This window comes from Immundisolibacter sp., assembly GCF_014359565.1.
Lineage (GTDB): Bacteria > Pseudomonadota > Gammaproteobacteria > Immundisolibacterales > Immundisolibacteraceae > Immundisolibacter.
This window is the reverse complement of sequence record NZ_JACIZD010000002.1, coordinates 190545-213384: the sequence shown is the minus strand read 5'-3', so window position 1 is coordinate 213384 and position 22840 is coordinate 190545. Positions and strand designations below refer to the sequence as shown.

21 protein-coding genes are annotated in these 22840 nt (G+C 67.9%); 11 read left to right on the top strand and 10 right to left on the bottom strand.

Features of this window, described 5'->3' with window-relative positions; genetic code table 11:
- The first annotated feature begins 3 nt into the window (after positions 1–3).
- Together H5U26_RS04820 and H5U26_RS04815 are read left to right on the top strand one after the other, a co-directional pair.
- Complete coding sequence (locus tag H5U26_RS04820; protein WP_290617211.1) at positions 4–327, top strand: RNA-binding protein; 324 nt, start codon at positions 4–6, stop codon at positions 325–327.
- 178 nt (positions 328–505) lie between these two features.
- Positions 506–1333: an SDR family oxidoreductase gene (locus H5U26_RS04815; protein ID WP_290617209.1), complete on the top strand. Its 828-nt coding sequence runs from the start codon at positions 506–508 to the stop codon at positions 1331–1333.
- A gap of 21 nt (positions 1334–1354) precedes the next feature.
- On the opposite strand, the gene H5U26_RS04810 is transcribed toward H5U26_RS04815, so the two are convergent.
- From H5U26_RS04810 to argB, 3 genes are read right to left on the bottom strand one after another with little or no spacing between them, the layout of a single operon-like run.
- Positions 1355–1855 carry an aromatic-ring-hydroxylating dioxygenase subunit beta gene (locus H5U26_RS04810; protein ID WP_290617207.1) on the bottom strand — a complete coding sequence of 167 codons (501 nt, stop codon included), beginning with the start codon at positions 1853–1855 and terminating at the stop codon, positions 1355–1357.
- 31 nt (positions 1856–1886) lie between these two features.
- Positions 1887–3197 (bottom strand): SRPBCC family protein, encoded by a 1311-nt coding sequence (locus H5U26_RS04805; RefSeq protein ID WP_290617205.1) that lies wholly within the window; start codon positions 3195–3197, stop codon positions 1887–1889.
- 32 nt (positions 3198–3229) lie between these two features.
- Positions 3230–4153: an acetylglutamate kinase gene (argB, locus tag H5U26_RS04800; protein ID WP_290617203.1), complete on the bottom strand. Its 924-nt coding sequence runs from the start codon at positions 4151–4153 to the stop codon at positions 3230–3232.
- Positions 4154–4238: 85 nt separating this feature from the next.
- Between argB and gcvT the strand changes: the two genes are divergently transcribed.
- The 5 genes from gcvT to H5U26_RS04775 all read left to right on the top strand — a co-directional run bounded on the left by gcvT (position 4239) and on the right by H5U26_RS04775 (position 8734).
- Positions 4239–5357 (top strand): glycine cleavage system aminomethyltransferase GcvT, encoded by a 1119-nt coding sequence (gcvT, locus tag H5U26_RS04795; RefSeq protein WP_290617201.1) that lies wholly within the window; start codon positions 4239–4241, stop codon positions 5355–5357.
- 34 nt (positions 5358–5391) lie between these two features.
- On the top strand, positions 5392–5772 hold the full coding sequence (gene gcvH, locus H5U26_RS04790; RefSeq protein ID WP_323759232.1) for a glycine cleavage system protein GcvH: 381 nt from the start codon (positions 5392–5394) through the stop codon (positions 5770–5772).
- On the top strand, positions 5772–7115 hold the full coding sequence (gene gcvPA, locus H5U26_RS04785) for an aminomethyl-transferring glycine dehydrogenase subunit GcvPA (protein WP_290617199.1): 1344 nt from the start codon (positions 5772–5774) through the stop codon (positions 7113–7115). Before gcvH ends, gcvPA begins: the two co-directional genes overlap by 1 nt.
- Before the next feature lie 6 nt (positions 7116–7121).
- Complete coding sequence (locus H5U26_RS04780; protein WP_290617198.1) at positions 7122–8306, top strand: MFS transporter; 1185 nt, start codon at positions 7122–7124, stop codon at positions 8304–8306.
- A 71-nt stretch (positions 8307–8377) separates the two neighbouring features.
- Entirely contained in the window at positions 8378–8734 is a 357-nt protein-coding gene (locus H5U26_RS04775) for a hypothetical protein (protein WP_290617196.1), read from the top strand.
- 104 nt (positions 8735–8838) lie between these two features.
- On the opposite strand, the gene H5U26_RS04770 is transcribed toward H5U26_RS04775, so the two are convergent.
- Both H5U26_RS04770 and H5U26_RS04765 read right to left on the bottom strand, forming a co-directional pair.
- Positions 8839–9786 carry a DmsC/YnfH family molybdoenzyme membrane anchor subunit gene (locus H5U26_RS04770; RefSeq protein ID WP_290617194.1) on the bottom strand — a complete coding sequence of 316 codons (948 nt, stop codon included), beginning with the start codon at positions 9784–9786 and terminating at the stop codon, positions 8839–8841.
- Between the two features lie 14 nt (positions 9787–9800).
- Positions 9801–10562 carry a 4Fe-4S dicluster domain-containing protein gene (locus H5U26_RS04765; RefSeq protein WP_290617192.1) on the bottom strand — a complete coding sequence of 254 codons (762 nt, stop codon included), beginning with the start codon at positions 10560–10562 and terminating at the stop codon, positions 9801–9803.
- 173 nt (positions 10563–10735) lie between these two features.
- Here H5U26_RS04765 and H5U26_RS04760 point away from each other — a divergent pair, with 173 nt between their 5' ends.
- The gene (locus tag H5U26_RS04760) at positions 10736–11905 is read left to right on the top strand and encodes an acyl-CoA dehydrogenase family protein (RefSeq protein WP_290617626.1); all 1170 of its coding nucleotides are present in this window, start codon (positions 10736–10738) and stop codon (positions 11903–11905) included.
- Positions 11906–11927: 22 nt separating this feature from the next.
- Here H5U26_RS04760 and H5U26_RS04755 read toward each other — a convergent pair whose 3' ends face one another.
- Entirely contained in the window at positions 11928–14792 is a 2865-nt protein-coding gene (locus H5U26_RS04755; RefSeq protein WP_290617190.1) for a molybdopterin oxidoreductase family protein, read from the bottom strand.
- Between the two features lie 291 nt (positions 14793–15083).
- Here H5U26_RS04755 and H5U26_RS04750 point away from each other — a divergent pair, with 291 nt between their 5' ends.
- The gene (locus H5U26_RS04750) at positions 15084–15677 is read left to right on the top strand and encodes a hemerythrin domain-containing protein (protein WP_290617188.1); all 594 of its coding nucleotides are present in this window, start codon (positions 15084–15086) and stop codon (positions 15675–15677) included.
- A 12-nt stretch (positions 15678–15689) separates the two neighbouring features.
- On the opposite strand, the gene H5U26_RS04745 is transcribed toward H5U26_RS04750, so the two are convergent.
- Both H5U26_RS04745 and H5U26_RS04740 read right to left on the bottom strand, forming a co-directional pair.
- The gene (locus H5U26_RS04745) at positions 15690–16316 is read right to left on the bottom strand and encodes a glutathione S-transferase family protein (protein ID WP_290617186.1); all 627 of its coding nucleotides are present in this window, start codon (positions 16314–16316) and stop codon (positions 15690–15692) included.
- Positions 16307–17347 carry an NADP(H)-dependent aldo-keto reductase gene (locus H5U26_RS04740; protein WP_290617184.1) on the bottom strand — a complete coding sequence of 347 codons (1041 nt, stop codon included), beginning with the start codon at positions 17345–17347 and terminating at the stop codon, positions 16307–16309. Before H5U26_RS04740 ends, H5U26_RS04745 begins: the two co-directional genes overlap by 10 nt.
- Before the next feature lie 100 nt (positions 17348–17447).
- Here H5U26_RS04740 and H5U26_RS04735 point away from each other — a divergent pair, with 100 nt between their 5' ends.
- Positions 17448–18725, top strand: a complete 1278-nt coding sequence (locus H5U26_RS04735) for an aminotransferase class I/II-fold pyridoxal phosphate-dependent enzyme (protein ID WP_290617182.1) — start codon at positions 17448–17450, stop codon at positions 18723–18725.
- A 72-nt stretch (positions 18726–18797) separates the two neighbouring features.
- Positions 18798–19790, top strand: coding sequence for an amidohydrolase family protein (locus tag H5U26_RS04730; RefSeq protein ID WP_290617180.1), 993 nt, complete (start codon positions 18798–18800; stop codon positions 19788–19790).
- Positions 19791–19888: 98 nt separating this feature from the next.
- Here the strand turns inward: H5U26_RS04730 and H5U26_RS04725 are convergent, their stop codons facing one another.
- Positions 19889–21163 carry a DUF1329 domain-containing protein gene (locus tag H5U26_RS04725; RefSeq protein WP_290617178.1) on the bottom strand — a complete coding sequence of 425 codons (1275 nt, stop codon included), beginning with the start codon at positions 21161–21163 and terminating at the stop codon, positions 19889–19891.
- 27 nt (positions 21164–21190) lie between these two features.
- Positions 21191–22798, bottom strand: coding sequence for a DUF1302 family protein (locus H5U26_RS04720; RefSeq protein ID WP_323759242.1), 1608 nt, complete (start codon positions 22796–22798; stop codon positions 21191–21193).
- Positions 22799–22840 lie beyond the last annotated feature (42 nt).

The window sequence follows — 22840 nt, the reverse complement described above, 5'->3', positions numbered from 1 at the left end:
TATATGCAGCAAAATAAACTGTACGTTGGAAATTTCCCCTACTCGGTCACCGAAGACCAGCTGCGGGGGTTGTTCTCGGAGTATGGGCAGATCACCGATCTGGCCATGATCATGGACCGCGAGACCGGTCGTCCGAAGGGCTTCGCCTTCATCACCTTCGCTTCCCAGCAGGCGGCCGAGAAGGCGCTGGAACAGAATGGCCGTGATCTGGGCGGTCGCCCGCTGAAGGTCAACATGGCCATGGAGCGTGACGCCAGCCGTGGCCCGCGTCCGGGCGGCGGCGGTGGCTACGGCGGCGGTGGTGCCGGCCGCGGCCCGCGTTACTGAGCGAACATTTCGCTTTTAAAAAGCCCGGATTTTCCGGGCTTTTTTTTGGGCCGGGTTTTCCGGTAAAAGGCGTGCCGTGTTTGCAATCGAGTCCGAGCTACCGGCGGTGTGCGATCCTTGCGGTGTCGGGCACGGCCCTGACGCATAACACGACTTGCAGGGCAGGAGGAGGCTGGACATGGCAGACATGCAGGGCAAGGTGTGCGTAGTCACCGGCGCCAATTCAGGCATCGGCAAGGCGACCGCGCAGGGATTGGCCGCCGCTGGCGCCACGGTGGTGATGGTGTGCCGGGACCGCGCTCGCGGCGCCGCGGCCGAGCAGGAAATCCGCGTTGCCACCGGCAATGCGGCGGTGGAGCTGTGGCAGGCCGATCTGGCTTCGTTGGCCGATGTACGGCGCCTGGCGACCGAGCTTCTGGCCGCCCATCCGGTGATCCACGTGTTGATCAACAATGCCGGCGTGATGGTGGAAAGGCGCCAGATGTCGGCCGATGGTTTCGAGTTGCAGTTTGCGGTCAATCACCTGGCGCCGTTCCTGCTCACCCGGCTGCTGGAGCCGGCGCTGGCTGCCGGCGCGCCATCGCGCGTGGTCAACGTCAGCTCGCGCGTGCACAGCATGGGGCACATCGATTTCGACGACCTGCAAAGTACGCGCAAGTACAAGATGTTCGCCGCCTATGGGCGCTCGAAACTGGCCTGCGTCATGGCCACCTACGACCTTGCCGAACGCTGGCAGGCGCTGGGTATCACGGTGAACTGCCTGCATCCGGGCGTGATCGATACCAACCTTGGCGGTATGCCCGGCTTCATCAAGAAACTGTTGCCCAAGGCGGACAAGGGTGCCCGCACGTCGCTTTACCTGGCCACGGCGCCCGAGGTGGCCGATGTCACCGGGCAGTATTTCAGCGGCTGCAAGCCCGCCAAATCGTCGGCCGAGTCGCACGACCGCGCGGTGCGCGCGCGCCTGTGGCAGCAAACGGAACGCATGGTGGGTCTGGTGGCCTGAGCGGATCTGCCCGCGGCCTGCCTATAGCGTGTAGAAATCGATCAAAGCCGGCACCCGGTCGTTCTGCAGGCGGATTGTCTTGCGGGCGAACAGCCAGCGCGGACCGGTTTTCAGCAGCCCCAGTTCGTAGCGGCCGAAGTTGCTGTGTTGTTTTTCGGTCCGCGGGTTGTAGACCAGGACCATCCAGTTGGCCCGTGCGGTAATCGCGTCGGCCGACTCGAAGCTCGCTTCGATGTTGCTCACGAAATGCGTGGTGCGCGGCAGCGGCATGGCGGTCACCGACTTGCCGGACTGTACGCGCATCACGCGTTCTTCAAGGCCGCGGCGGCTGTCGTGATGGATCTGTGAAATCTCGGTGTCCGGATCGGAGGTTTGCGCGTATTCATCGCGCCAGGACGGCACCCAGTAGACGGCGTCCGGTGTGTACAGCTCCAGCCAGGCGGCCCAGTCGCGGTCGTCCAGATACCGGCATTCGGCGTGCAGCAGGTCGGTGGTTATGGAAGTGGCAATGGGGTCGGGCATCGGGGTCTCCTGCGTTGCAAGCGGGCGCCGATCAACCGCCTTGCATCAACCGGCGCCACTCCCGGTAGCCGGCATGGATGGCGGTCTCGTCGCCAAAGGCCAGGCCGGCCGAGCTCGCGTTGCAGCGGGCTTGCGTGAGTCCGAGCGGCGCGAAGGCATGCGGCAAGGACGGCGGCGCTGCCATGCCGCGCGAATAGCCCTGCGTGTCGCCGGCCGCTTGCGCAGCGAAGCCGTCCTGGCTCAGGGCGTACATGACGTTGTCGTCGGAGGTGGCCAGACCGCCGGCATTGAAGAATTCCTCGTACTGGCGGATGCGAAAGCGGCGCGCCTGCGGATTCTCGCCGCGCGGGGCGAGGCAGTGCGAGCTCATGCGTGTCTTGTCGACCGCCAGCGGTTGCCAGGTGCGCAGCTGCAGCGACTGGATGTCGATGATCTGCAGGTTCGGAAAGATGGTCAGGTTGCGCTGGCGCAGCATCCAGTCCAGTCGGGCTTCGCCGACCCGCTGCCTGACCACCTCCAGCAATTCCGTGTCGCGCACCAGCGGACGGCTTTCCGGTCCCTGGCCGGGCGCGCCGACCGACCACGACATGGCGTGGCCGCGGGCCGTGCTGATGGTGCCGGCAATGATCGGTCCGGCTGGCAGCGGGGCCGGGTGGGCGCGCGGCCGTTGGCGCACGATGTCCACGAAGGCGGCGTGCGTGCTCGCGAAGTGGTAGGCGTCGAGGCCGTTCTCGAACTGCAGCTTCCAGTTGCCGTCGTAGGTGTAGCTGGCCTCGCCGGGGATGTATTCGAGGCCGTCCGGCGCCTGGTCGGCGACCAGATCGAGCAGCTTGCGCGCCTCGCCCAGGTGATCTTCGAGGCTTGGCACGCTCGCCGAGAGGCTCGCGAACACGAAGCCGCGATAGCTGCCCACCCGTGCTACCGGGGCAAGGTCGTGGCTTTCGTCATCGAAAGCCGGCGGGTAGTGACCGTCTTTTTGATCGGTGATGCCGATGCAGTGCCCGGCACTGTCATAGACCCAGCCGTGGTACGGGCAGGTGTGGAACTTGCGGTTGCCGGCGCGAAACGGGCACAGCAACGTGCCCTTGTGGCGGCAGCTGTTCAGGAACGCGCGCAGCGTGCCGGCGCCGTCGCGCGTCAGGATGATCGGCTGGCGGCCGATCTGGCGGGTGACGAAGTCGTGCGGCTGTTCGATCTCGCTTTCGAGCGCGATGAAGACCCAGGTCGCCTCGAAGATGCGCGCCATTTCGAGCTCGAACACCTGCGGGTCGGTAAACGCGGTCCGATGTACACGAAACACGCCCGCTTCGGGACGATCGTCGACCAGGCTGCTCGCCTCCACGAAAGCTCCTCCTGATAGCGCCACCGCCCCGTTTAACTGGCCGGCCAGATGCCGTCGAGCGCGCCCGCGATCAGCGTGCCTACACCGCTGTCGGTGAACACCTCCAGCAGCACGGCGTGCTCGACCCGGCCATCGACGATATGGGCCGCGCCCACGCCCGCGTCCACCGCATCCAGCGCGCAGTTGACCTTGGGCAGCATGCCGCCGTGGATGGTGCCGTCGGCAATCAGTGCCTGCACGGTGGCGGCATCCATGCGCGGGATCAGCTTGCCGCTGGCGTCGAGCACGCCGGCGGTGTTGGTCAGCAGCATCAGTTTTTCGGCCTTCAGCGCCGCCGCCAGCTTGCCGGCCACGGTGTCGGCGTTGATGTTGTAGGTGGCGCCGTCGGCGCCGACGCCGATCGGCGCCACCACTGGAATGAAGTCGCGGCCGCTGAGCAGGTCCAGCAGCGCCGTGTCGATGGCCTCGACCTGGCCGACGTGGCCCAGGTCGATGATCTCCTCCGGCAGGGTGTCGTTTTCGCCGGCGTGGCGCAGGATCAGCTTGCGGGCGCGGATGGCCGCCGCGTCCTTGCCGGTGATGCCCACCGCCCGGCCGCCGTGGCTGTTGATCAGGTTCACGATGTCCTTGTTCACCAGGCCGCCGAGCACCATCTCCACCACGTCCATGGTGGCGGCGTCGGTCACGCGCTGGCCGTCCACGAAGCGGCTCTGGATGCCGAGGCGTCCGAGCAGCTCGCCGATCTGCGGCCCGCCGCCGTGCACCACCACCGGGTTCATGCCGACCAGTTTCATGAGCACGATGTCGCGCGCGAAGCTGTGCTTGAGCTGGGCATCGACCATGGCGTTGCCGCCGTACTTGACGACGATGGTCTGGCCGCGAAAACGGCGGATGTAGGGCAGTGCCTCGACCAGCACCACGGCGACGCGGTGGGCGGCATCGATCGACAGCGGCATGCGGGCTCTCCTGGCAGGACTGTTGCGAATTCTAGGCCCGCCGGCCATCGCTTATCATGCCGGCCATCGCTGCCCGGACCCTGCCATGCCCGCCGACCTGCTCCTGAAAACGCCCCTGCATGCCCTGCACCTGGCTGCCGGTGCCCGCATGGCGCCGTTCGCCGGCTGGGACATGCCGCTGCATTACGGCTCGCAGCTGGACGAACACCACGCGGTGCGCGCCGGCGCCGGCGTGTTCGACGTGTCGCACATGGCGCAGGCGGACCTGAGTGGCCCGCAGGCCGACCACTACCTGCGCCGGGTGCTGTGCGGCGATGTCGCGCGCATCGCCAGCGGCAAGGCGCTGTATACCTGCCTGTTGAACGAACAGGCCGGCATCATCGATGACCTGCTGGTCTACCGCCTCGGCGCCGACCGGTTTCGGCTGGTGCTCAATGCCGCCCGCCGGGAGGCCGATCTGGCCTGGCTGCGCGCAGGGCAGGCCGGCTTCGACGTGGTGCTCACCCCGCGCGACGAGCTGGCCATGCTGGCGGTGCAGGGACCGCAGGCGCGCACGCTGGCCGATCCGCTGTTGCCGGCCGCCCTGCGTGCGGGTGTGGCGGGCCTGGCCCGCTTTGCTGCTGCCGAGGAGGGTGACTGGCTGGTCGGTCGCACCGGCTATACCGGCGAGGATGGCTACGAAATCATGCTGCCGGCGGCCGCCGCACCGGCGCTGTGGCAGGCGCTGCTGCAAGCCGGCGTGCGCCCGGCGGGGCTTGGCGCGCGCGACACGCTGCGGCTGGAAGCCGGCCTGTCCTTGTACGGCCACGACATGGACGACACCGTCACGCCGCTCGAATGCGGCCTGGGCTGGACCGTGCACTGGGAACCGGCGCAGCGGGATTTCATCGGCCGCGCGGCGCTGGCCGCCCAGCGCGCCGCCGGCCCCGGCCGGCAGCGGGCCGGCGTGGTGCTGGTCTGCCGCGGCGTGCTGCGCGATGGCGCGCCCGTGCTTCAGGACGGGCGGCAGATCGGCCACCTGACATCGGGCGGTTTCGGGCCGACCGTCGGGCGCGGGATCGGTCTGGCGCGGGTCGAAGCCGGCGCCGGCGGCGCCTGTACCATACGCATCCGCGATCGCGAGCTGCCGGCACGATTCGTGAATCCGCCGTTCGTGCGCGACGGCGCGCTGCGCGTCGATCTGCCGCCGCTGGTCGAGGTCTGATCGCTGCCGTTTTCTTGCCTAAGGGAGACTTGCCTTGAGCCAGGTGCCGGACACGCTGCGCTACACCCCCACCCACGAATGGCTGCGCCAGGAAGCCGACGGCAGCATCACCGTGGGTATCACCGACCATGCCCAGGCGCAGTTGGGTGACCTGGTCTACGTGGAACTGCCGGCGGTCGGCAAGGCGCTCACGGCGGGCGATGCCTGCGCGGTGGTGGAGTCGGTCAAGGCCGCCGCGGACGTGTACGCGCCGCTGACCGGCACCGTGCTGGCCTTCAACGATGCGCTCGCCAGCGCGCCGGAGCTCGTGAACCAGGATCCCTACGGCGCAGGCTGGCTGCTGCGCGTGGCCGGCGCGCTGCCGCCGGACACGCTGGACGCCGCCGCCTATCGCGCCCTGACCGAGTCCGCCTGATGCCGTTCATTCCGCACACGGCGGACGAAGTCAGCGCCATGCTGCGCACCGTCGGCGTGGCCGACATTGCCGCGCTGTTCGACGAGATTCCGCCCGGCCTGCGCATCGACGGCCTGCCTGGCGTGCCGGACGGCCTGCCGGAGTGGGAAGTCGGCGCGCTGCTCGCCGAGCGGACCGCCGGCGATCGCAATCCGACCTGTTTCCTGGGCGCCGGCGCCTATCAGCACCACATCCCCGCTGCAGTGTGGCAACTGGTCAGTCGCGGCGAGTTCTATTCGGCCTACACGCCGTATCAGGCCGAGGCCAGCCAGGGCACGCTGCAGGTGCTGTACGAGTTCCAGAGCATGATCGCCGGGCTGTGCGCGCTGGACGTCGCCAATGCCTCGCTGTACGACGGCGCGTCCGCGCTGGCCGAGGCGGTGCTGATGGCGGTGCGTGCCAATGGCCAGGCCGGCCGGCGCGTGCTACTGCCGCGCGCGCTGCATCCGGCCTATCGGGCGGCCGTGCGCGGCATCGTCGCCCGCCAGGGTATCGAGCTGGTCGAGCCGGGTTTCGATGCACAGACCGGTCGCACCGTCCTGGATGGCATCGACTGGATCGGCGTGGCGGCCCTGGCCGTGCCGCAGCCGAATTTCTTTGGCGTGCTGGAGGACGTCGACGCGCTGACGGATGCCGCCCATGCTGCCGGCGCGCTGGTCATCGGCGTGGTCAACCCGCTGGCCCTGGCGATCCTGAAACCGCCCGGCCAGTGGGGCGCGCGCGGCGCGGACATCGCCTGCGGCGAAGGCCAGCCGCTGGGCATTCCGCTGGCCGGTGGCGGGCCGTATCTGGGGTTCATGGCCTGTCGCGAGGGACTGGTGCGTCAGCTGCCGGGCCGCATTGCCGGCCGCACGGTGGACCTGGACGGCAAGGACGGTTTCACTCTGACGCTGCAGGCGCGCGAGCAGCACATCCGCCGCGCCAAGGCGACGTCCAACATCTGCACCAATCAGGGTCTGCTGGCGACCGCGGCGACGCTGTACATGAGCCTGATGGGGCCGGCCGGGCTCACCACCGTGGCGCGCCAAAGCCACGCCAACCTGAATCTGCTGCGCGAGCGCCTGTGCGCGCTGCCGGGCGTGAGACCCGCGTTCAGCGGGCCGACCTTCAACGAGACGGTCTTGCGCCTGCCGGGCGATCTGTCGCGCCTGCTGGACGGCCTGCTGGAGCGTGACATCCTGGGCGGCCTGCCGCTGGCGGAACACTATCCGGAACTGGCCGACGGCTTGCTGGTCTGCACCACGGAACTGACGTCGCCGGCCGCCTGCGCGCGCTACGCGGCGGCGCTGGCCGAATTGCTCTGAGCCGTGATGCAGGACCCCGCGCAGACCCACTGGCGGGGCGTAGGCGTCGCCTTTCTGGCCGGTGTCGCGGCGGCCACGGCGCTGGCCAAGGCCAGCCCGGCCGCGCTCGACCTGCGCAGTGCACTGCATCTGACGCTGGCGCAGATCGGCTGGGTGATGTCGGCCGGCACCATCGCCACCTTTGCTCTGGGAGTCGTCTCCGGCCAGCTCGGTCACTGGCGTGGCTCGCGCGGGCTGCTGCGTGACGGGCTGCTGGTGCTGGTGGTGGCCGGCGCGCTCAGTGCGCTGGCGCCGGCCACCGCCTGGCTGCTGGCCGGGCGCGGTCTGGAGGGTGTGGGCGTGGTGCTGATCACGGTCGCCGCGCCGACGCTGATCGCCAGCCTCACCCGGCGTCAGGACATCGGCCTTGCGATGGGCGTGTGGGCGCTGTGGATGCCGGTCGGCAGCATGCTGATGCTGGCGCTGGCGCCGCTGCTGCTGGGCGCCTTCGGCTGGCGCGGGCTGTGGTCGGTGAGCGCCGTGGCGGCGCTGGCCGTGCTGGCGATGCTGCCGGGGTTGCCGCGGGATGTTGGCTTGCCCTCCGGCGGTCGGCTCGATCTGTCTGTGCTGCGCAGCAGCGGGCCGTGGTGGCTGGCGCTGGCGTTTTTCTGTTTCAGCAGCCAGTTCTTCAGCGTGTTCACGTTTCTGCCCACGCACCTGATGCACACGCTCGGCCTGGACACCGCGACGGCGACGCTGGCCAGCGCGCTGGTGCCGGCGGCGATCATTCCCGGCAACCTGCTCGGCGGCGTTCTGGTGCATCGCGGCTGGCGGCCGTCGACGCTGCTGGTGCTGCCGGCACTGCCGCTGCTGGTCGTCCTGCCGGCGATGATGTTGTTTGCGCACTCTCTGGGCTGGACGTATCTGCTGCTGGCGTCCTATGGCTTCCTGCTGGGCATCATCCCGACCGGCATCTTCACGCAGGCACCGCTGCTGGCGCCACGGCCGCCGGCCACCGGGCCCATACTCGGCCTTGCGCTGTCCGGGCAGGGCCTGGGGATTCTCGTCGGGCCGCCGTTGGTCGGAACCCTGCTCGAGAAAACCGGCAGCTGGCTCTGGCCGGTACTGTCGCTGGGCACAGCCCTGCTGGGCCTGGTGACCTGCGCTCTGATGTTGCGCCACGCCGGTGGGCGGCACAGTCCCGCGCATTGACCGGTCGCCCAACGGCGCCTAACCTTGCCGCCGTCCGCCCCTTTGTCGCGGATGCCGCCCACGGAGCTCGTATGTCCGCGTTCAAGTTTGTCGTCTCGGCGACCCTGGCCCTGGCCCTGGCGCTGACGCAGCCTTTCACCGCATTGGGTGCCAGCCTCGAAACCGACATGTACGGTCCGGGCGCCAACGACGATCCGACCGCTGCCCGCATGATGGGTGATGCCCTGATCGCGAGGCCGTTGTATGCAGCCGCCACCGCTGCCGGCATGGCCATATTCGTCGCCACGCTGCCGTTCTCGGCGCTGGGTGGCAACGTGGATGAGTCGGCCAGTCAGTTGGTGGTGGGTCCGGCGCGTGGCCTGTTCACCCGTTGTCTGGGCTGCGTGAAGACGCGACAGGAAATGCCTGTCGAACGCCCCCTGGAATAGGCGATCGGCGCCCGGCAGCGCTGCACCGGGCGCTGCCCACGGGACATTCAACGGCCGCATGCCGGCCGTTCTATCCGGCAGGCCCTGGCGTTCCCATCGCCGGCTCAGACCGTAGCCGCGCCGTAGTACAGCGTCACCGTATGTTTCGCCTGGGCAAAGAACAGCCAGCGTTCGACCAGCGCGCCGATCGTGACCCCGACCAGCGCGAGCGCAAGTAGCCAGATCGACATTGCGGCCGGCAGAAAGCTCGCCGCCAGTATCAGCACCAGCGGCAGCCCAAAACCACCGATCAGCACCAGGCGCCGCAAGCGATTGGCATGCTTGCGTGCCACGCGAAAGCCCATCTCCTTTTGTAGGTAGTTTTCTTGCGTGTTCGGGCGCTCGAGCAGGCGTGCCTGGCCGAGCCCGCCCAGGCCGGTTGCAGCGGCCGCCGTGGCGATTGGCGCGGCACTGTCGATATGCCGCCAGTAGGCCAGTTTGACCAGCGCCGCCAGACCCAGCCCAAGTATGGCGATGATGTCGGTCAGTCCGCGACCGATGCCAAATACACTTGCCAGCAGCGCCAGCCAGGCCGCGCCGGTGGCCAGCGCCATCGCCAGATAGCCGGGCATTACCCAGCGGTTTCGCCACTGCGGAATCGGCTTGAGGCTGGCGTAGATCATGGCCGTGCAGCACACCGTCAGCACGGCGAGCAACGCAGTCAGCCAGCCGGCCAGCGCGAAGACGCCGTCGGTGCGGCCGGCCAGCACCCAGCCGCCGCCAAACAGCACAGCCGGCGGATAAGCCATGATTGCCAGCACGCCTTCACGCGACAGCCAGGACGTGCGCCACTGACTCAGTGCCCGCCAGGCCCGCTCCGGATGGCCGAGGTGAAAGGTGGAAGCGAGCAGGCCGACCGTGATCAGCGCCAGCGCCGTGCCAAGGCCGGCCAGCCCCAGGCCTGGATCGGGTGGCAGCATGCCCAGGCTGCCCAGCACGGCGAGCAGGGCCAGCAGGCCGTAGCCCATGCCGGAGGTGACGGTGAACAGGATGACCGAGGCGGCGGGATGCATGGCGTTCGGGCTTGTTATCGGGACAGCAGGCGATCGACCCAGCCGAGCAGCCGCTGGCCGATGTCGGCGCCGCCGGGGGCGTCCGGCAGGGGCGCGGTGTCGGCGGCAGCGCGCCGCTCGCGCGGCGGCAGGTATTTGTTCACCGGCCGGTAGCCAAGGTCCGGCAGCAGGTCGACCCCGCCGCGCGCGGCCACCCGCCGCGACACGTCCGAGCCGGGGTCGCCCAGATCACCGAAAAGGCGGGCCGAGGTCGGGCAGACCATGACGCAGGCCGGCCGGCGCTCGGCCGGCGGCAGGTTCGTGTTGTAGATGCGGTCCACGCACAGGGTGCATTTTTTCATGGTGCCGCTGTGGGAGTCGTATTCCCGTGCGCCGTAGGGGCAGGCCCAGGAACACAGCTTGCAGCCGATGCACTGGTCCTCGTCGATCAGCACGATGCCGTCCTCGGCCCGCTTGTACGAGGCGCCGGTCGGGCAGACCGTGACGCAGTCCGGCTGCTCGCAGTGCAGGCAGGAGCGGGGGAAGTGCACGGTGCGCGTGCTGGCCGGCCCGCCGCCGCAGCCGGATTCGGGCTGGGTCTCGAAGGCGTGGACGCGGTTGAACCACACGCCAAATGGCTCCCTGCCGTAAGGATCCTCGTCGGTCAGCGGCGCCATGTGGCCGCCATCGTTCCATTCCTTGCAGGCCACCGCGCAGGCGTGGCAGCCGACGCAGGTGTCCAGATCGATCACCAGGCCAAGCTTGCGGCCGGTGGTGTTGGGTGCGATTGCGGTCATGGGTTCGGGGATCCGGTGGAAAGGGAATGCGTCCCGGGTTGGCGCCGGTCCGATCGGACGCGTCCGTGACCATTGATGCGCGTCAAGCCGCGCCATGCGGCGCGATAACGGGCGTTTGCTAGACTGCGTGCCTTTCTTGATCGCCGACCGCAGGAGCAGGAGAAGTGAACGAAATGACGCACGAGGAAATGGTTGCCCGCGCCGAGTACATCGGCCAGCAGGCGGACCCTGAGATCGCCGAAGCCGAGCTCAAGGGCGGCTTTTCCCTGAAGCTGCGTGACGTGGTGCACAAGGCGCAGATCCACAAGCTGCTGCGTCCCAAGCGCTACGGCGGTTTTGGCATGGGCGCGCGCACCTTCTCGGAGGTGGTGCGGGTGGTTGCCCAGCGCAACGCCTCGGCAGCCTGGCTGGTCTATTTCACCGCGCTGCACGAACAGTGGGTGGCCTTCCTGGACCCCAAGGGCCGGCAGGAAATCTATGACAGCGACGGCTTCACGGCCGACATCTTCTTTCCCATCGGCAAGGTGGATTACGTCGATGGCGGCGTGAAGCTGTCCGGCCAGTGGAACTGGGGCAGCGGCGTGAAGTGGGACGACTGGATCGGCCTGGGCGCCTTGGTCGAGGTGCCCGGCATGGCCGGCGGGCCACAGCCGTGCCTGGTGACGGCCAATACGCGCGAGATCGAGATCGTCGGCGAATGGAACCCGTTTGGCCTGCGTGGCACCGGCAGCCACACGGTGCGCGCCGACCAGGTGTTCGTACCCTGGCACCGCGTGCTGCCGCTGGCGCACATCAAGGCCACCGGCCGGCCTATCGGCGGCGACTGGGACGACACGACCCCGATTTACCGCATCCCGTTCATGCCGATGTTCTGCGTCGGCTTCGGTGCCATCGCGGTGGGTGTCACCCAGCGGGTGGTGGCCGAGGTCAAGCAGCGCGTGCGCGACCGTCAGCGGGTGCTGTACGGGGTCAAGGAATGGGAGTCGCCCATCGCCCAGCGCAACGTGGCCGAGATGCTGGTCAAGGCCGACACCATCGAGGCGCTGCAGGAACGCTACGTGCAGCAACTCGAGGCCTGGGACGCCGCCAACACGCCGGTGGTCGACGAGGCCGCGCGCAATCGGCCCAACGCCTGGCGCTCGCTGATGTGCAAGGAGGCCTCCGCGCTGGCCTTCCGCGGCATCGAGCTGCTGGGCGGCGCCGCCACCACGCGCGGGGACGTACTGGAGATCGCCGCCCGCGACCTGCTGATGCTGTCGATCCACGTCGGTCAGCTCTACGACGACAACATGCTGGCCTATGGCCGGGCCGAGTACGGCCTCGGCGGCCACCCGCTGCTGTAAGGGCATGCGCGTTCGCCGCCGGTCAGGATGCCGACCGGCGGCGAAACATCCCGCCGCGGGACAGACGCCCGGGCGCCGCGTCCAGGCCGGGCGGGCGCGGCAGGGCCGCGAACTGCGGCGCGCTGACCGGCTCCTGATCCGCCGCCGCCACCGGCTCGATGCGCACGCGAAGGTCGTACCAGGCGGCCTGCCCGGTCACCGGATCGCTGTTGCTGTGCCCGCCGCCTGGCAGCAGATCGGCGATCAGGTGGTTCAGCAGAAACGCCTTTTTCGCCTCCGCCGCGCCGGGATCGAGGTTCCACGCGCCAGCCCGCTTGCCGACCGCATTCCAGGTCCACACCGTGTCCGGATTCACGCCGGCCATCAGGCGCACCTGGCACTTGATGCGCGCGTGGTGGCTGGTGACCCACACCCAGCCGTCGTCGGGCACGCCAAGCCGCCCTGCGGTTTGCGGGTGCAGATACAGCCGGTTGCTGCCCAGGATCTGCCGCTGCCAGGCGTTTTGCGAGTCCCAGGCGTGGTACATGATCATCGGCCGCTGGGTGATGGCGTGCAGCGGGAAGTCGGCGCCGTTCAGCGCGGCCTCTTCGAGCGGCGCGTACCAGATCGGTAGCGGGTCGAAGTAGGTTTCGACGCGCGCGCGCTCCGCCACCGGCGGCGTCACCGGCCCGTGACCGCGGGCGGCGAGGCGGAATTTCTGCAGCACCTCGCTGTAAATCTGCAGGATGATCGGCTCGGCGCCGTCGATGAAGCCCATGCGCGCGGCGTAGTCCAGATAATCCCGGTTGGCGTGCTTGAAGTAGCGCGCCTGCGGCGGCAGTCCGTCCTGCCAGAAGCAGCCGTTGTCGATGTAGCGCTGCAGCTGGTTCGGGTTGGCGGCGCCGCTGCCGTGCTGGTTGCCGTGCGCGCCGCGCCAGCCGGCCAGCGTGCCGACGCCCGGTTTGCGCTCGTGATTGACGATGTAGTCCGCATAGCCGCCTGGATAACGCGGGCTGCCATCGTGCGTGACCATGCCCGGCAGCCCCAGCCGGGCGCCCAGGTCCAGCAGCACGCTCTGGAAGCAGCGCACGTCGCGGTCGGGCTGCATGATCGGCTGACGGATGGCGTCGGCGGGGCAGTCGGCGCTGGAAATCGGCCGATCCAGCAGCGAAATGGCGTCCCAGCGCTCCAGATAGGTGGTGTCGGGCAGCACCAGGTCGCTGTAGGCCACCATTTCGGACGCAAAGGCATCCGAGTAGACGATGAACGGGATGCGGTACTCGCCGCTGGCCGGATCCCGGTCGGTCAGCATGTCCATGGTGCCGGCGCTGTTCATGCTGGAGTTCCAGGCCATGTTCGACATGAACAGGAACAGCGTGTCGATCGGGTAGGGATCACCCTTCCAGGCGTTGTGGATCACGCTGTGCATGGCGCCGTGCGCGGCCAGCGGCGCTTCCCAGGAGTAGGCCTTGTCGATGCGCATCGGCTGGCCGTCGGCGTCCAGCAGCAGGTCTTCCGGGCCGGTCACGAAGCCGAGCGGCAGGCCCGGCATGGGCTCGCCGGGACGCACCTGCGCCGGTTTGCCGGTCGGCTTTTGGGGGGGCGGCGCCGGCCGCGGGAAGGGCGGCTTGTAGCGAAAGCTGCCCGGTGTGTCGATGGCGCCCAGCAGCATCTGCAGCATGTGCAGCGCCCGGCAGGCATGAAAGCCGTTGCTGTGCGCGGCGATGCCGCGCATGGCGTAGAACGCCACCGGCCGGCCGATCATCTGCTCGTGCCGACGCCCGGCCCAGTCGGTCCATGGCTGCTCGATGACCACCGGCTGCTCGAAGGCGGCCTGGGCGATCTCTGCAGCAAGTCCGCGGATGGTGGCGGCGGACAGGCCAGTCTGTTCGGCCACTGCCTCGGGCGCATAGGCCGGCTCCAGATAACGACGGGCCAGCAGCTCGAAGGCCGGCACGGCACCGCGCCCGTCCGCCAGCGTGCGGCGGCCGGCCAACACCGGCTGCGTGTTCGCCGACAGCGCATTTACCAGCTGGCCACGCGCGCGGTCGAAGAGCAGCGGATTGCCGTCGCCGTCGCGGGCGAACAGGCCATCGTCGGCGGCCCCGGGATCGTCGATCACCAGCCACGGCGCATTCGTGTAGCGGGCCAGATAGTCGAAATCGACCTGTTCGCTGCGCAGCAACTCGTGCACCAGGGCCAGGATCAGCAGCCCGTCGGTGCCGGGGCGGATCGCCAGCCACTCGTCGGCGATGGCCGAATAGCCGGTCTGCACCGGGTTGACCGACACGAACTTGGCGCCGCGCGCCTTGAGCTTGGCCAGGCCGATCTTCAGCGGGTTGCTGTCGTGGTCTTCGGCCACGCCGAACATCACCAGATAGCGGGTGTGTTCCCAGTCGATCTCGCCGAATTCCCAGAAACTGCCACCGATGCTGTATAGCCCGCCGGCGGCCATGTTTACCGAGCAAAACCCACCGTGAGCGGCGTAGTTCGGAGTGCCGAACTGCTGCGCCCACCAGCCGGTCAGCGCCTGGCTCTGGTCACGGCCGGTGAAGAAGGCCAGCTTGCGCGGGTCGGTGTTGCGGATTCCGGCCAGGCGGTCGGCCAGCAGGCTGAGCGCCTCATCCCACTCGATTTCCCGGAATTCGCCGCGACCACGCTCGCCGGTGCGCAGCAGCGGCTTGCGCAGCCGGGCCGGCGACTCCTGCTTCATGATGCCGGCGCTGCCCTTGCCGCAGATCACGCCGCCGTTGACCGGGTGATCCGGGTTGCCGTCGATGTAGCGGATGCGGCCGTCCCGCAGGTGCACGCGCACGCCGCAGCGGCAGGCGCACATGTAGCAGGTGGTGGTCTTGATTTCGTCCGCGACGACGGGGGAGGTGTCGATCACCGGGTCTGAAGCAGGCATGGGCGGGCAGTCCGGTTGGCGTGCGGGCCGGCAATGGACCGGTACAAACTAAACATATAGCCGTTTAATCTAACCCAAGCGGGGCCAGCGCCGGGCCTCGCCCGCAGCCGCCGGCCAGCCTTGCAAAGCCGGTCGTCGGCGTCTTGAGTGGTAACAAGTCACAGTTTTCCGCGGCGAAATGGCGAATCATTGAACCTCGCCTTTGAACGCTTGGTCAGTTCGCGCCCCGCCGTGTCGATGGGCAGCGAGTGGTCTGCAGTCCCTGCCAGTTCCCGCCACCGGTATCCCGCCATGGGTAGCGCCATCGCCATTCTGGCCGCCGAACACGCCGCCATCCAGCGGGCCGTGGGCGTGCTCGGCCGGCTGTGCGAACAGGCTGCCGCCGGCGCCGCCCACATTCACACCCACAGCGCCGGACAGGTGTTGGAGTTCCTGCGCGAGTTCGCGGAACGTTGCCACAACGCCAAGGAAGAGGAACTGCTGTTCCCGGCCCTGGTCCGCCGGGGAATTCCGCCCAACGACGGGCTGTTGGCGGCACAACTGGCCGGACGCCGGCAGGGCCGCCAGCTGATGGATGCCATGACCCGGGCCCAGGCCGCCTGGGCGGCCGGCAAGGCTGGCGCCGGCGGCCGCTTCAGTGCCGCCGCCACGGCCTATCATGCGCTGCTAGAGCAGCATGTCGCCGCGGAACAGGACGTGGTGTTCGCCGTTGCCGACCAGGTGCTGGATGACGTGGCGCAGGACGCGCTGACCCACGCCTTCGGCCAGTTCGAACTGCACGTGTTGGGCACCGGCCGGCGCTCGGCGCTGTACCGGCAACTGGATACGCTGCTGCTGCGCTATCCGTCGGCGGCAATCGCTACCGGGTATGCCAGCGGCGCTTGATCGGCCCGCGCCCTATCCGGGCAATGTCCCTACCGGTACGGCGGCCCAGGCCGGGCGTGTGGCGCAGCGGGCGTACCAGTCGGCCAAGGCGTCGAACCCGCTCAGCGCGAATCCGGCCACCTGCAGATACTCCGCACTGGTGAAGATCGCGATGTCGGCCAGCGTCGGATGTTGCCCGCACACGAACGGTGCCGCCTTCAGCTCCATGTCCAGCTCCGGCAAGATCAGCCCCAGCAGGCGTTCGGCCTCGGCACACACCGCCGCATCCGGCCCGTCGGGCCGAAAGCGCCGCTCCCGCATCAGCTGCGCCGCCAGCCGCCCCAGGCGCAGGGCCTGCCAGTCCAGCCACTGATCGACCTTTGCGCGCACATCGATCTGCGCCGGGTACCAGGCGCCGGCCGCGTCGTGGCGTGCCGCCAGATAGCGCAGGATGGCGTGCGCCTCGCCCAGGATGAAGCCGCCCTCGTCGATCATCGGCACCTTGCAGGCCGGATTCAGGGCCTCGGGCAGGTAGTCGCCGGCCTCGGCCTGCTTGACCTCGATGAAGCGATGCTCGACCCCAAGCTCCGCGCACAGGATGCGTACCTCGCGCGTGGGCGCCGACCAGGGGTGGCCGTACAGGTCCAGCGTCACGGGCATGGGTTCGGATCCGCGTTGTGCACGGCCTCGATGGCCTCGATCACCGCATCGGGCAGCTCAAGCTCGATGCTGGCCAGGTTGCTCCGCAGCTGCTCCGGCGTGGTTGCGCCGACGATGGCACTGGTCAGAAACGGCTGGCGCAGCACAAAGGCCAGCGCCATCTGCGCCGGGTCAAGACCGTGCGCCTCGGCGATCTGCGCGTACTGTTCCACCGCCGCCGCGCCGCCCGGCGTGCTGTAGCGCTGGAAGCGATCGAAGCGTGTCAGCCGGCCCTCGGGCGGCCGGGCGCCGTGCCGGTATTTGCCGCTCAGCGCGCCCATGGCCAGCGGCGAGTAGGCCAGCAGGCCGACCTGCTCGCGCAGCGCGATCTCGGCGAGGCCGATCTCGAACACGCGGTTGAGCAGGTTGTATGGGTTCTGGATGGACACCACGCGCGGCAGCCCGCGCTGCTCGGCAAGCGCCAGGTAGCGCATCAGGCCCCACGGCGTCTCGTTGCTGACGCCGACGTGGCGCACCTTGCCGGCGCGCACCAGATCAGCCAGCGCCTCCAGCGTCTCCTCGATCGGCACCTCGTCCGCCATCGGCTGGTGCTGATAGCCCAGCCGGCCGAAGAAGTTGGTGCTGCGGTCCGGCCAGTGCACCTGGTAAAGATCGATGTAATCAGTCTGCAGGCGCCGCAGGCTGGCCTCGACGGCGGCCTCGATGTTGCGCCGGTCCGGGTGGATGGCGAACGGCCGGGCGTAGGCCAATTCAGTCGATCGACCGGCCACCTTGGTGGCGACGATCAGCTTGTCCCGACCGCCCCGCATCTTGAGCCAGGAGCCGATGTAGGCCTCGGTGCGGCCCTGGGTTTCCCGCCGCGGCGGCACCGGATACATCTCGGCCGCGTCGATGAAGTTCACGCCCTGGGCGGTGGCGTAATCCAGCTGCGCGTGGGCTTCGGCCTCGGTGTTCTGCTCGCCAAAGGTCATGGTGCCCAGGCACAGCCGGCTGACCTGCAAACCGCTGCGGCCGAGTGGCGAATACTGCATGGCAAGGTTCCGTTGGCTGCGAAAAGGCCGATGGTATAGTCCGGCGCCCCCGTGGCCGGCAAGCCCGGCCGGCCCGCAACATGCCCAGGAGTCGCCCCCGATGGAGCTCGAAACCCTCGCCATCCACGCCGGCTACAAGCCCGATCCGACCACCAAGTCCGTCGCGGTGCCGATCTACCAGACCGTTGCCTACGCCTTCGACAGTGCCCAGCACGGCGCCGACCTATTCAACCTGAAGGTCGCGGGCAACATCTACACCCGCATCATGAACCCGACCAACGACGTGCTCGAACAGCGCGTGGCGGCGCTCGAGGGCGGCATCGCGGCGCTGGCGCTGGCCTCCGGGTCGGCGGCCATCACCTACACGGTGATGAACCTGGCGCGAGCCGGCGACAACATCATTTCCACCAAGAAACTCTACGGTGGCACCTACAACCTGTTCGCCCACACGCTGCCGCAGTTCGGCATCGAGACGCGCTTCGTGGATCACGACGACCTGAACGCGCTGCGCGCCGCCATCGACGGCAAGACCAAGATGGTCTTTTGCGAGACCATCGGCAACCCGGGCGGCCACGTGCCGGATCTGGCCGGCATGGCGGCCATCGCGCACGCCGCCGGCGTGCCGCTGGTGGTGGACAGCACGGTCGCCACGCCGGCCCTGTGCCGGCCGATCGAGCACGGCGCCGACGTGGTCATTCACTCGCTGACCAAGTACATGGGCGGCCACGGCACGAGCCTGGGCGGCATCATCGTCGATTCCGGCAAGTTCCCGTGGGCGCAGCACGCGGACCGCTTCCCGCAGTTCAGCACGCCGGACCCGTCCTACCACGGCACGGTGATGACCGACGCCTTCGGCGCCGCCGCGTTCATCGCCCGCGCGCGGGTGGTGCCGCTGCGCAACATGGGCGCGCAGATGGCGCCGATGAACGCGTTCCTCATCATGCAGGGCATCGAGACCCTGTCCCTGCGCATGGAGCGGCACTGCGAGAACACGCAGAAAGTCGCCGAGTTCCTGCAAGGCCACCCACAGGTGAGCTGGGTCAGCTACGCCGGCCTGCCGCAGCACCCGGACCACGCGCAGGCAAAGAAATACCTGGGCGGCCGTGCCTCGGGCATCCTGTCGTTTGGCGTCAAGGGCGGCTTCGATGCCGGCGTGAAATTCCTGGACGCGCTGCAACTGGTCACGCGCCTGGTCAACATCGGCGACGCCAAGTCGCTGGCCACGCACCCGGCCTCCACCACCCACCGCCAGCTCGACGCGCAGGAACTGGCCGCCGCCGGCGTGGCACCGGACATGGTGCGCCTGTCGATCGGCATCGAGAACGTGGCCGACATCCTGGCCGACATCGAGCAGGCGCTGGCGGCCAGCGCCGCCTGAGGCTGACCGCCGAAGGGTCCGGATCGACGGCGTACCATCCTCGCCCCGGACGTCTTTTCCGACGGAGATCTCATGGCCATTGACGTACACACCCACATCGTCCCAGCCGATTTTCCGGCCTATGCCGGGCGGGCCGGCGCGCAGCACTGGCCGCAGATGCAGGCTTGCGATCACCCCGGCCACAAGACCGTGGTGATCGGCGACAAGCCGTTTCGGACCGTCAGCGACCACAGCTGGGACGTGGCCCGCCGCCTGGACCAGATGCTGGCCGAGGACGTGCAGATGCAGGTGCTCTCGCCCATGCCGGAGCTGCTGTCGTACTGGTTCGATGCCGACGATGCGCTGGCCATGGCGCGGCACGTGAACGGCACCATCGCCGCCATGGTGGCGGCCGACCCGGCGCACTTCGCCGGTCTTGGAATGGTGCCGCTGCAGGACCCGGAACTGGCCGCCAAACAGATGCAAACCCTGCGCCGCGACTACGGTCTGGTTGGCGTGGAGGTCGGCAGCAACATCAACGGCAAGCCGATCGGCCATCCGGATCACGCGCCGTTCTTTGCCGCCGCGGTCGAGAACGACCTGGCCGTGTTCGTGCACGCCCTGCACCCGGCCGGCGCGGATCGAGTGATCGGGCCGCCGCTGCTGCAGGCGCTGATCGCCTTCCCGAACGAGAACGCGTTCGCCGTCGCGTCCATGATCACCGGTGGCCTGTTGGAGCAGTTCCCGGGTTTGCGCATCGGTTTCAGCCACGGCGGCGGCAGCTTCGGACTGGTGCTGCCGCGCCTGCAGTCCGGCTGGGAAACCACCCGCGGCGAGAATGCCTTTCTGCCGCGAGCGCCGGTGGAATACGCCCGGCGCATGTACTACGACACGCTGGTCTACGACGATCTGGCGCTGCGTTACCTGATCGATCTGTACGGCGCCGAGCAGCTGATGATCGGCTCCGACTATCCGTTCCTGATCCGCGAGAAGGCGCCCGGCCGGCGTGTCGTCGGGCTGGACCTGCCGGCCGCCCAGCGCGACGCCATCCTGCGCGGCAATGCCGGGCGGTATCTGAAGCTGTAGCCGGTGACCACCGCCGGCGCAGTCCGGGGCGCCCGAACGCGGGACGAAAAAAAGCCCCGGCGGACCGGGGCTTCTTTCGGCACTGTGTACCTGACCGGTCAGCGTCGGCCGGCGGCTATGTCGGACAGGATGTTGGGCACGTAATCGGCCGGCTTCTCCTTGGGATCGTTGAACTTCCAGCTGTCGAAGACGAAGTTCACGACCGTTACGTGGCTGTCCTTGAAGTTGATCAGGTAGTCGGTCTGGATCGGGCCGAATGTCTTGCTGCCCTCGGGCGTGTCCTGTTCCTGCCACAGCCGCGGCAGGAACTGCACCTTCCACAAGTTGCCGGCCTTGTCGTAGTTGTCGGCCATGTGAAAGATCGGGTACTCGACGTCGCAGTACCAGGTCTTGCGCGAGTAGTAGTGCTCGGCGGGCGGCGCCACTTCGATCACGTACACCTCGCGCGGTGCCCACTGCAATTTGGGCATGCCGTAAGGTTTCTGCTCTGTTTCGATGTAGGGGTATTCCTCGGCCTTGGTCCTGGCGTCCTTGACCCAGCCGGGGTGTTTTGGATCACCCACCGGCATCAGTTGCCAGCGCTTTTCCGTCAGCTTCTGGTCTTTGTACCAGCCCGGATACCCGGACAGGATCCACGGTTCGTCGGACAGCAAATCGGTGCCGCCGATCGGGTCGAACCAGGCGCCGCCGGATAGGCGGCGGATGCGACGGACCGATTTCACGTAGGCGAAGATGTCGTCCAGGCGGCCGTCCATGTAGCGGTAAGTCACCGTTCCCAGGCCACGGATGTCTTCCGGGTAGTAGGCGTAAAGAATCTGCCGGTAGTGCTCCTTGCCGCCATCGAGTGTGGCTTCGACGGTGCCGTATCGGCCGGACATGTACAGACGCCGGTAGAACCAATTGTTCTTGCGCTCGAAGCCGCGATCCATGCTGAACAGGGCAAAGCCCATGTCGGAGGACGAGGTGTAGCCGATCGGGTTTGCCAGGTAGTTGTTCCAGACGATCTTCTTGGCAGCATCCGGATCAGCGACGTCGATGTCCGGGAACGGAATACCCGCCGTATAGCTGCTGATGCGGTTGTTGGCGCCGTCCAGCTGCGTCTGGCCGCGGTATTTGTCGGTGGTTTCCTTCAGGTCGGCTGGCAGGCCGGGAGCCTGCCATTGCGGCTGCAGGCGCATCGACAGGCCTTTCTCGCGCACCATCCACTTCTGCGTGTCGCTGAGCAGGCTGTCCAGGCTGCGCCCGCCCAGGGTTTCGTTTTTGAGGCTCTCGTAATTGCCGGCATTGAGCACGGTGTCCGGCGCAATTTCGCCGGCAAATGCCAGTGAGGTTGCCCCGATCAGCGCCGCTGCAAAAAAGGTTTGCTTGAACATTGGATTGTTTCCTTGCGAATACGGTGCTCAGAACTGATACGTGGCGCGCATCAGGAGCTGGTTGTTGTTGGCGAAATAACCGAACAGGTGGGTGTCGGTCGAAGCCGTCCAGGGGTCGCCGCTGTTGAACTTGCTGTCGCCGTCGTGGAAGAACAGGTCTGCTTCGAAACGGATGCGCCAGTGCTCGCCATACACCAGATCGACGCTCGGGATGAAAAAGCCGCCGTTGTTGGACGGATCCCAGCCGGCAGCCAGGGTCGGGTTGATGGTGTCGTAGCGGTAGTTCATCGCCAGGATGGCCGTGGCCACCGTCGAGTGCTCCTTCTTGATCGCCGCATGCCCGGGGCCGTCGACGATGGCCAGCGGATCGCCGTTGTGGCGCGGGTCATAACCCAGCAGCCAAGTGTCGAACACCTGCACCGAGAACAACGACGGCCGCGCCGTGCCCAGCCAGCCTTCGGTCTTGAGCTGCTTGTCCATGCGCACCATGGCGCGGATGGTGTCGCGGTCGGTCACGCCGCCCAGGCTTGGCAGCGGTTGACCGGCCAGAGTTCCGCCGCACCCCGTTCCGCCGAACGGGCAGTTGTCGGGCGAGCCGAGCATGTTGTAGGGCTTGTCCTTGGTGTAGGCGATCTCGGTGCTGAACACCGCGTCCACCGGCTCCACGTAGCCGCTGGCGGTGAAGCCGTAGGTGCTCAGCTTGGGGAAGTACAGGCTGCCCCACACGCCTTTCAGATCGCCCATGTTGGCGGTGGGATTCCAGATCGAGTCGATCACCGGGTCGGTGCCGAACCAGCGCAGATAGTTCAGCGTGTACTGCACCGGCCCGGCCAGGCCCGACCAGCGCAGGCCCCAGGTGGTGTCCTGCACGTCGCCGTCGCTGTGCCGATAGTTGTAGCGCAGGAAGGCCGGGATGTCGGTGCCGCGGTCCTTTTGTGGTGCCCAGCGGCCGCCGAAGGTGTCGTACAGCGAACCGATGTCGTGGTCGCGGCCCCAGCCGCCCGGACGCAGCAGCACCTGCAGGGTGCCGTCGAACTCCGGTACCTTGATCTGGCCGTTGATCATGGCCAGCGGGCGGCGCGTGTCCTCGTTCTCGGGCTCCAGGAAGGCGCGCCAGCGGAAGTCGTAACCGTGCACGATGTCCATGGCCTGGAAGAAGTCCGACTCGCCCCACACCACCTGCTGGCGACCGATCGTGAAGCCGAACCGATCGCCGGCGTCGAAGGCGACGTAGAACTCACGCAACTCATCCTCGTTGTACTGATCGTTGAAGTCGGTTTTCCGCGGCACGAAGAACGGCGCGCCGCCGAAGCGGGCGTTGTGCTGGTCTTCGAGGTCCTCCGAGTAGCGGGTCAGCGGCTCGCGTGCGATGCGGCCGATGGCCTTGAAAAACAGCGGCCCGACCTGCGTGTCGGCGTTCAGCTGCACCACGCTGCGCAGCATCGACACATCGAACTGGTCGTCGCCGCGCAGGTCCTTGTTGTCGCTCAGGTTGGTCGAGACGTACTGGCGCAGGTAGCCGCCGACGTTGATTTGTGTGTCGCCGATGTCGTATTGCACCGCCGGGGCGCCGCCAGCAAGCAACGTTGCCGACGCACCGGCCAAGCGGTGAATCCATGGCTTCCATTGAGTCATCGTTTTCCCTCCCCAGGGTGATGGAAGTGACCAATCGATCGG

Excerpts from the sequence above, each read along its gene's own strand:
- H5U26_RS04820 (WP_290617211.1), top strand. The coding sequence starts at position 4 with ATGCAGCAAAATAAACTGTACGTTGGAAATTTCCCCTACTCGGTCACC.
- H5U26_RS04815 (WP_290617209.1), top strand. The coding sequence starts at position 506 with ATGGCAGACATGCAGGGCAAGGTGTGCGTAGTCACCGGCGCCAATTCA.
- H5U26_RS04810 (WP_290617207.1), bottom strand. The coding sequence starts at position 1,855 with ATGCCCGACCCCATTGCCACTTCCATAACCACCGACCTGCTGCACGCC.
- argB (WP_290617203.1), bottom strand. The coding sequence starts at position 4,153 with ATGCCGCTGTCGATCGATGCCGCCCACCGCGTCGCCGTGGTGCTGGTC.
- gcvT (WP_290617201.1), top strand. The coding sequence starts at position 4,239 with ATGCCCGCCGACCTGCTCCTGAAAACGCCCCTGCATGCCCTGCACCTG.
- gcvPA (WP_290617199.1), top strand. The coding sequence starts at position 5,772 with ATGCCGTTCATTCCGCACACGGCGGACGAAGTCAGCGCCATGCTGCGC.
- H5U26_RS04780 (WP_290617198.1), top strand. The coding sequence starts at position 7,122 with ATGCAGGACCCCGCGCAGACCCACTGGCGGGGCGTAGGCGTCGCCTTT.
- H5U26_RS04775 (WP_290617196.1), top strand. The coding sequence starts at position 8,378 with ATGTCCGCGTTCAAGTTTGTCGTCTCGGCGACCCTGGCCCTGGCCCTG.
- H5U26_RS04770 (WP_290617194.1), bottom strand. The coding sequence starts at position 9,786 with ATGCATCCCGCCGCCTCGGTCATCCTGTTCACCGTCACCTCCGGCATG.
- H5U26_RS04765 (WP_290617192.1), bottom strand. The coding sequence starts at position 10,562 with ATGACCGCAATCGCACCCAACACCACCGGCCGCAAGCTTGGCCTGGTG.
- H5U26_RS04760 (WP_290617626.1), top strand. The coding sequence starts at position 10,736 with ATGACGCACGAGGAAATGGTTGCCCGCGCCGAGTACATCGGCCAGCAG.
- H5U26_RS04755 (WP_290617190.1), bottom strand. The coding sequence starts at position 14,792 with ATGCCTGCTTCAGACCCGGTGATCGACACCTCCCCCGTCGTCGCGGAC.
- H5U26_RS04750 (WP_290617188.1), top strand. The coding sequence starts at position 15,084 with ATGGGTAGCGCCATCGCCATTCTGGCCGCCGAACACGCCGCCATCCAG.
- H5U26_RS04745 (WP_290617186.1), bottom strand. The coding sequence starts at position 16,316 with ATGCCCGTGACGCTGGACCTGTACGGCCACCCCTGGTCGGCGCCCACG.
- H5U26_RS04740 (WP_290617184.1), bottom strand. The coding sequence starts at position 17,347 with ATGCAGTATTCGCCACTCGGCCGCAGCGGTTTGCAGGTCAGCCGGCTG.
- H5U26_RS04735 (WP_290617182.1), top strand. The coding sequence starts at position 17,448 with ATGGAGCTCGAAACCCTCGCCATCCACGCCGGCTACAAGCCCGATCCG.
- H5U26_RS04730 (WP_290617180.1), top strand. The coding sequence starts at position 18,798 with ATGGCCATTGACGTACACACCCACATCGTCCCAGCCGATTTTCCGGCC.
- H5U26_RS04725 (WP_290617178.1), bottom strand. The coding sequence starts at position 21,163 with ATGTTCAAGCAAACCTTTTTTGCAGCGGCGCTGATCGGGGCAACCTCA.
- H5U26_RS04720 (WP_323759242.1), bottom strand. The coding sequence starts at position 22,798 with ATGACTCAATGGAAGCCATGGATTCACCGCTTGGCCGGTGCGTCGGCA.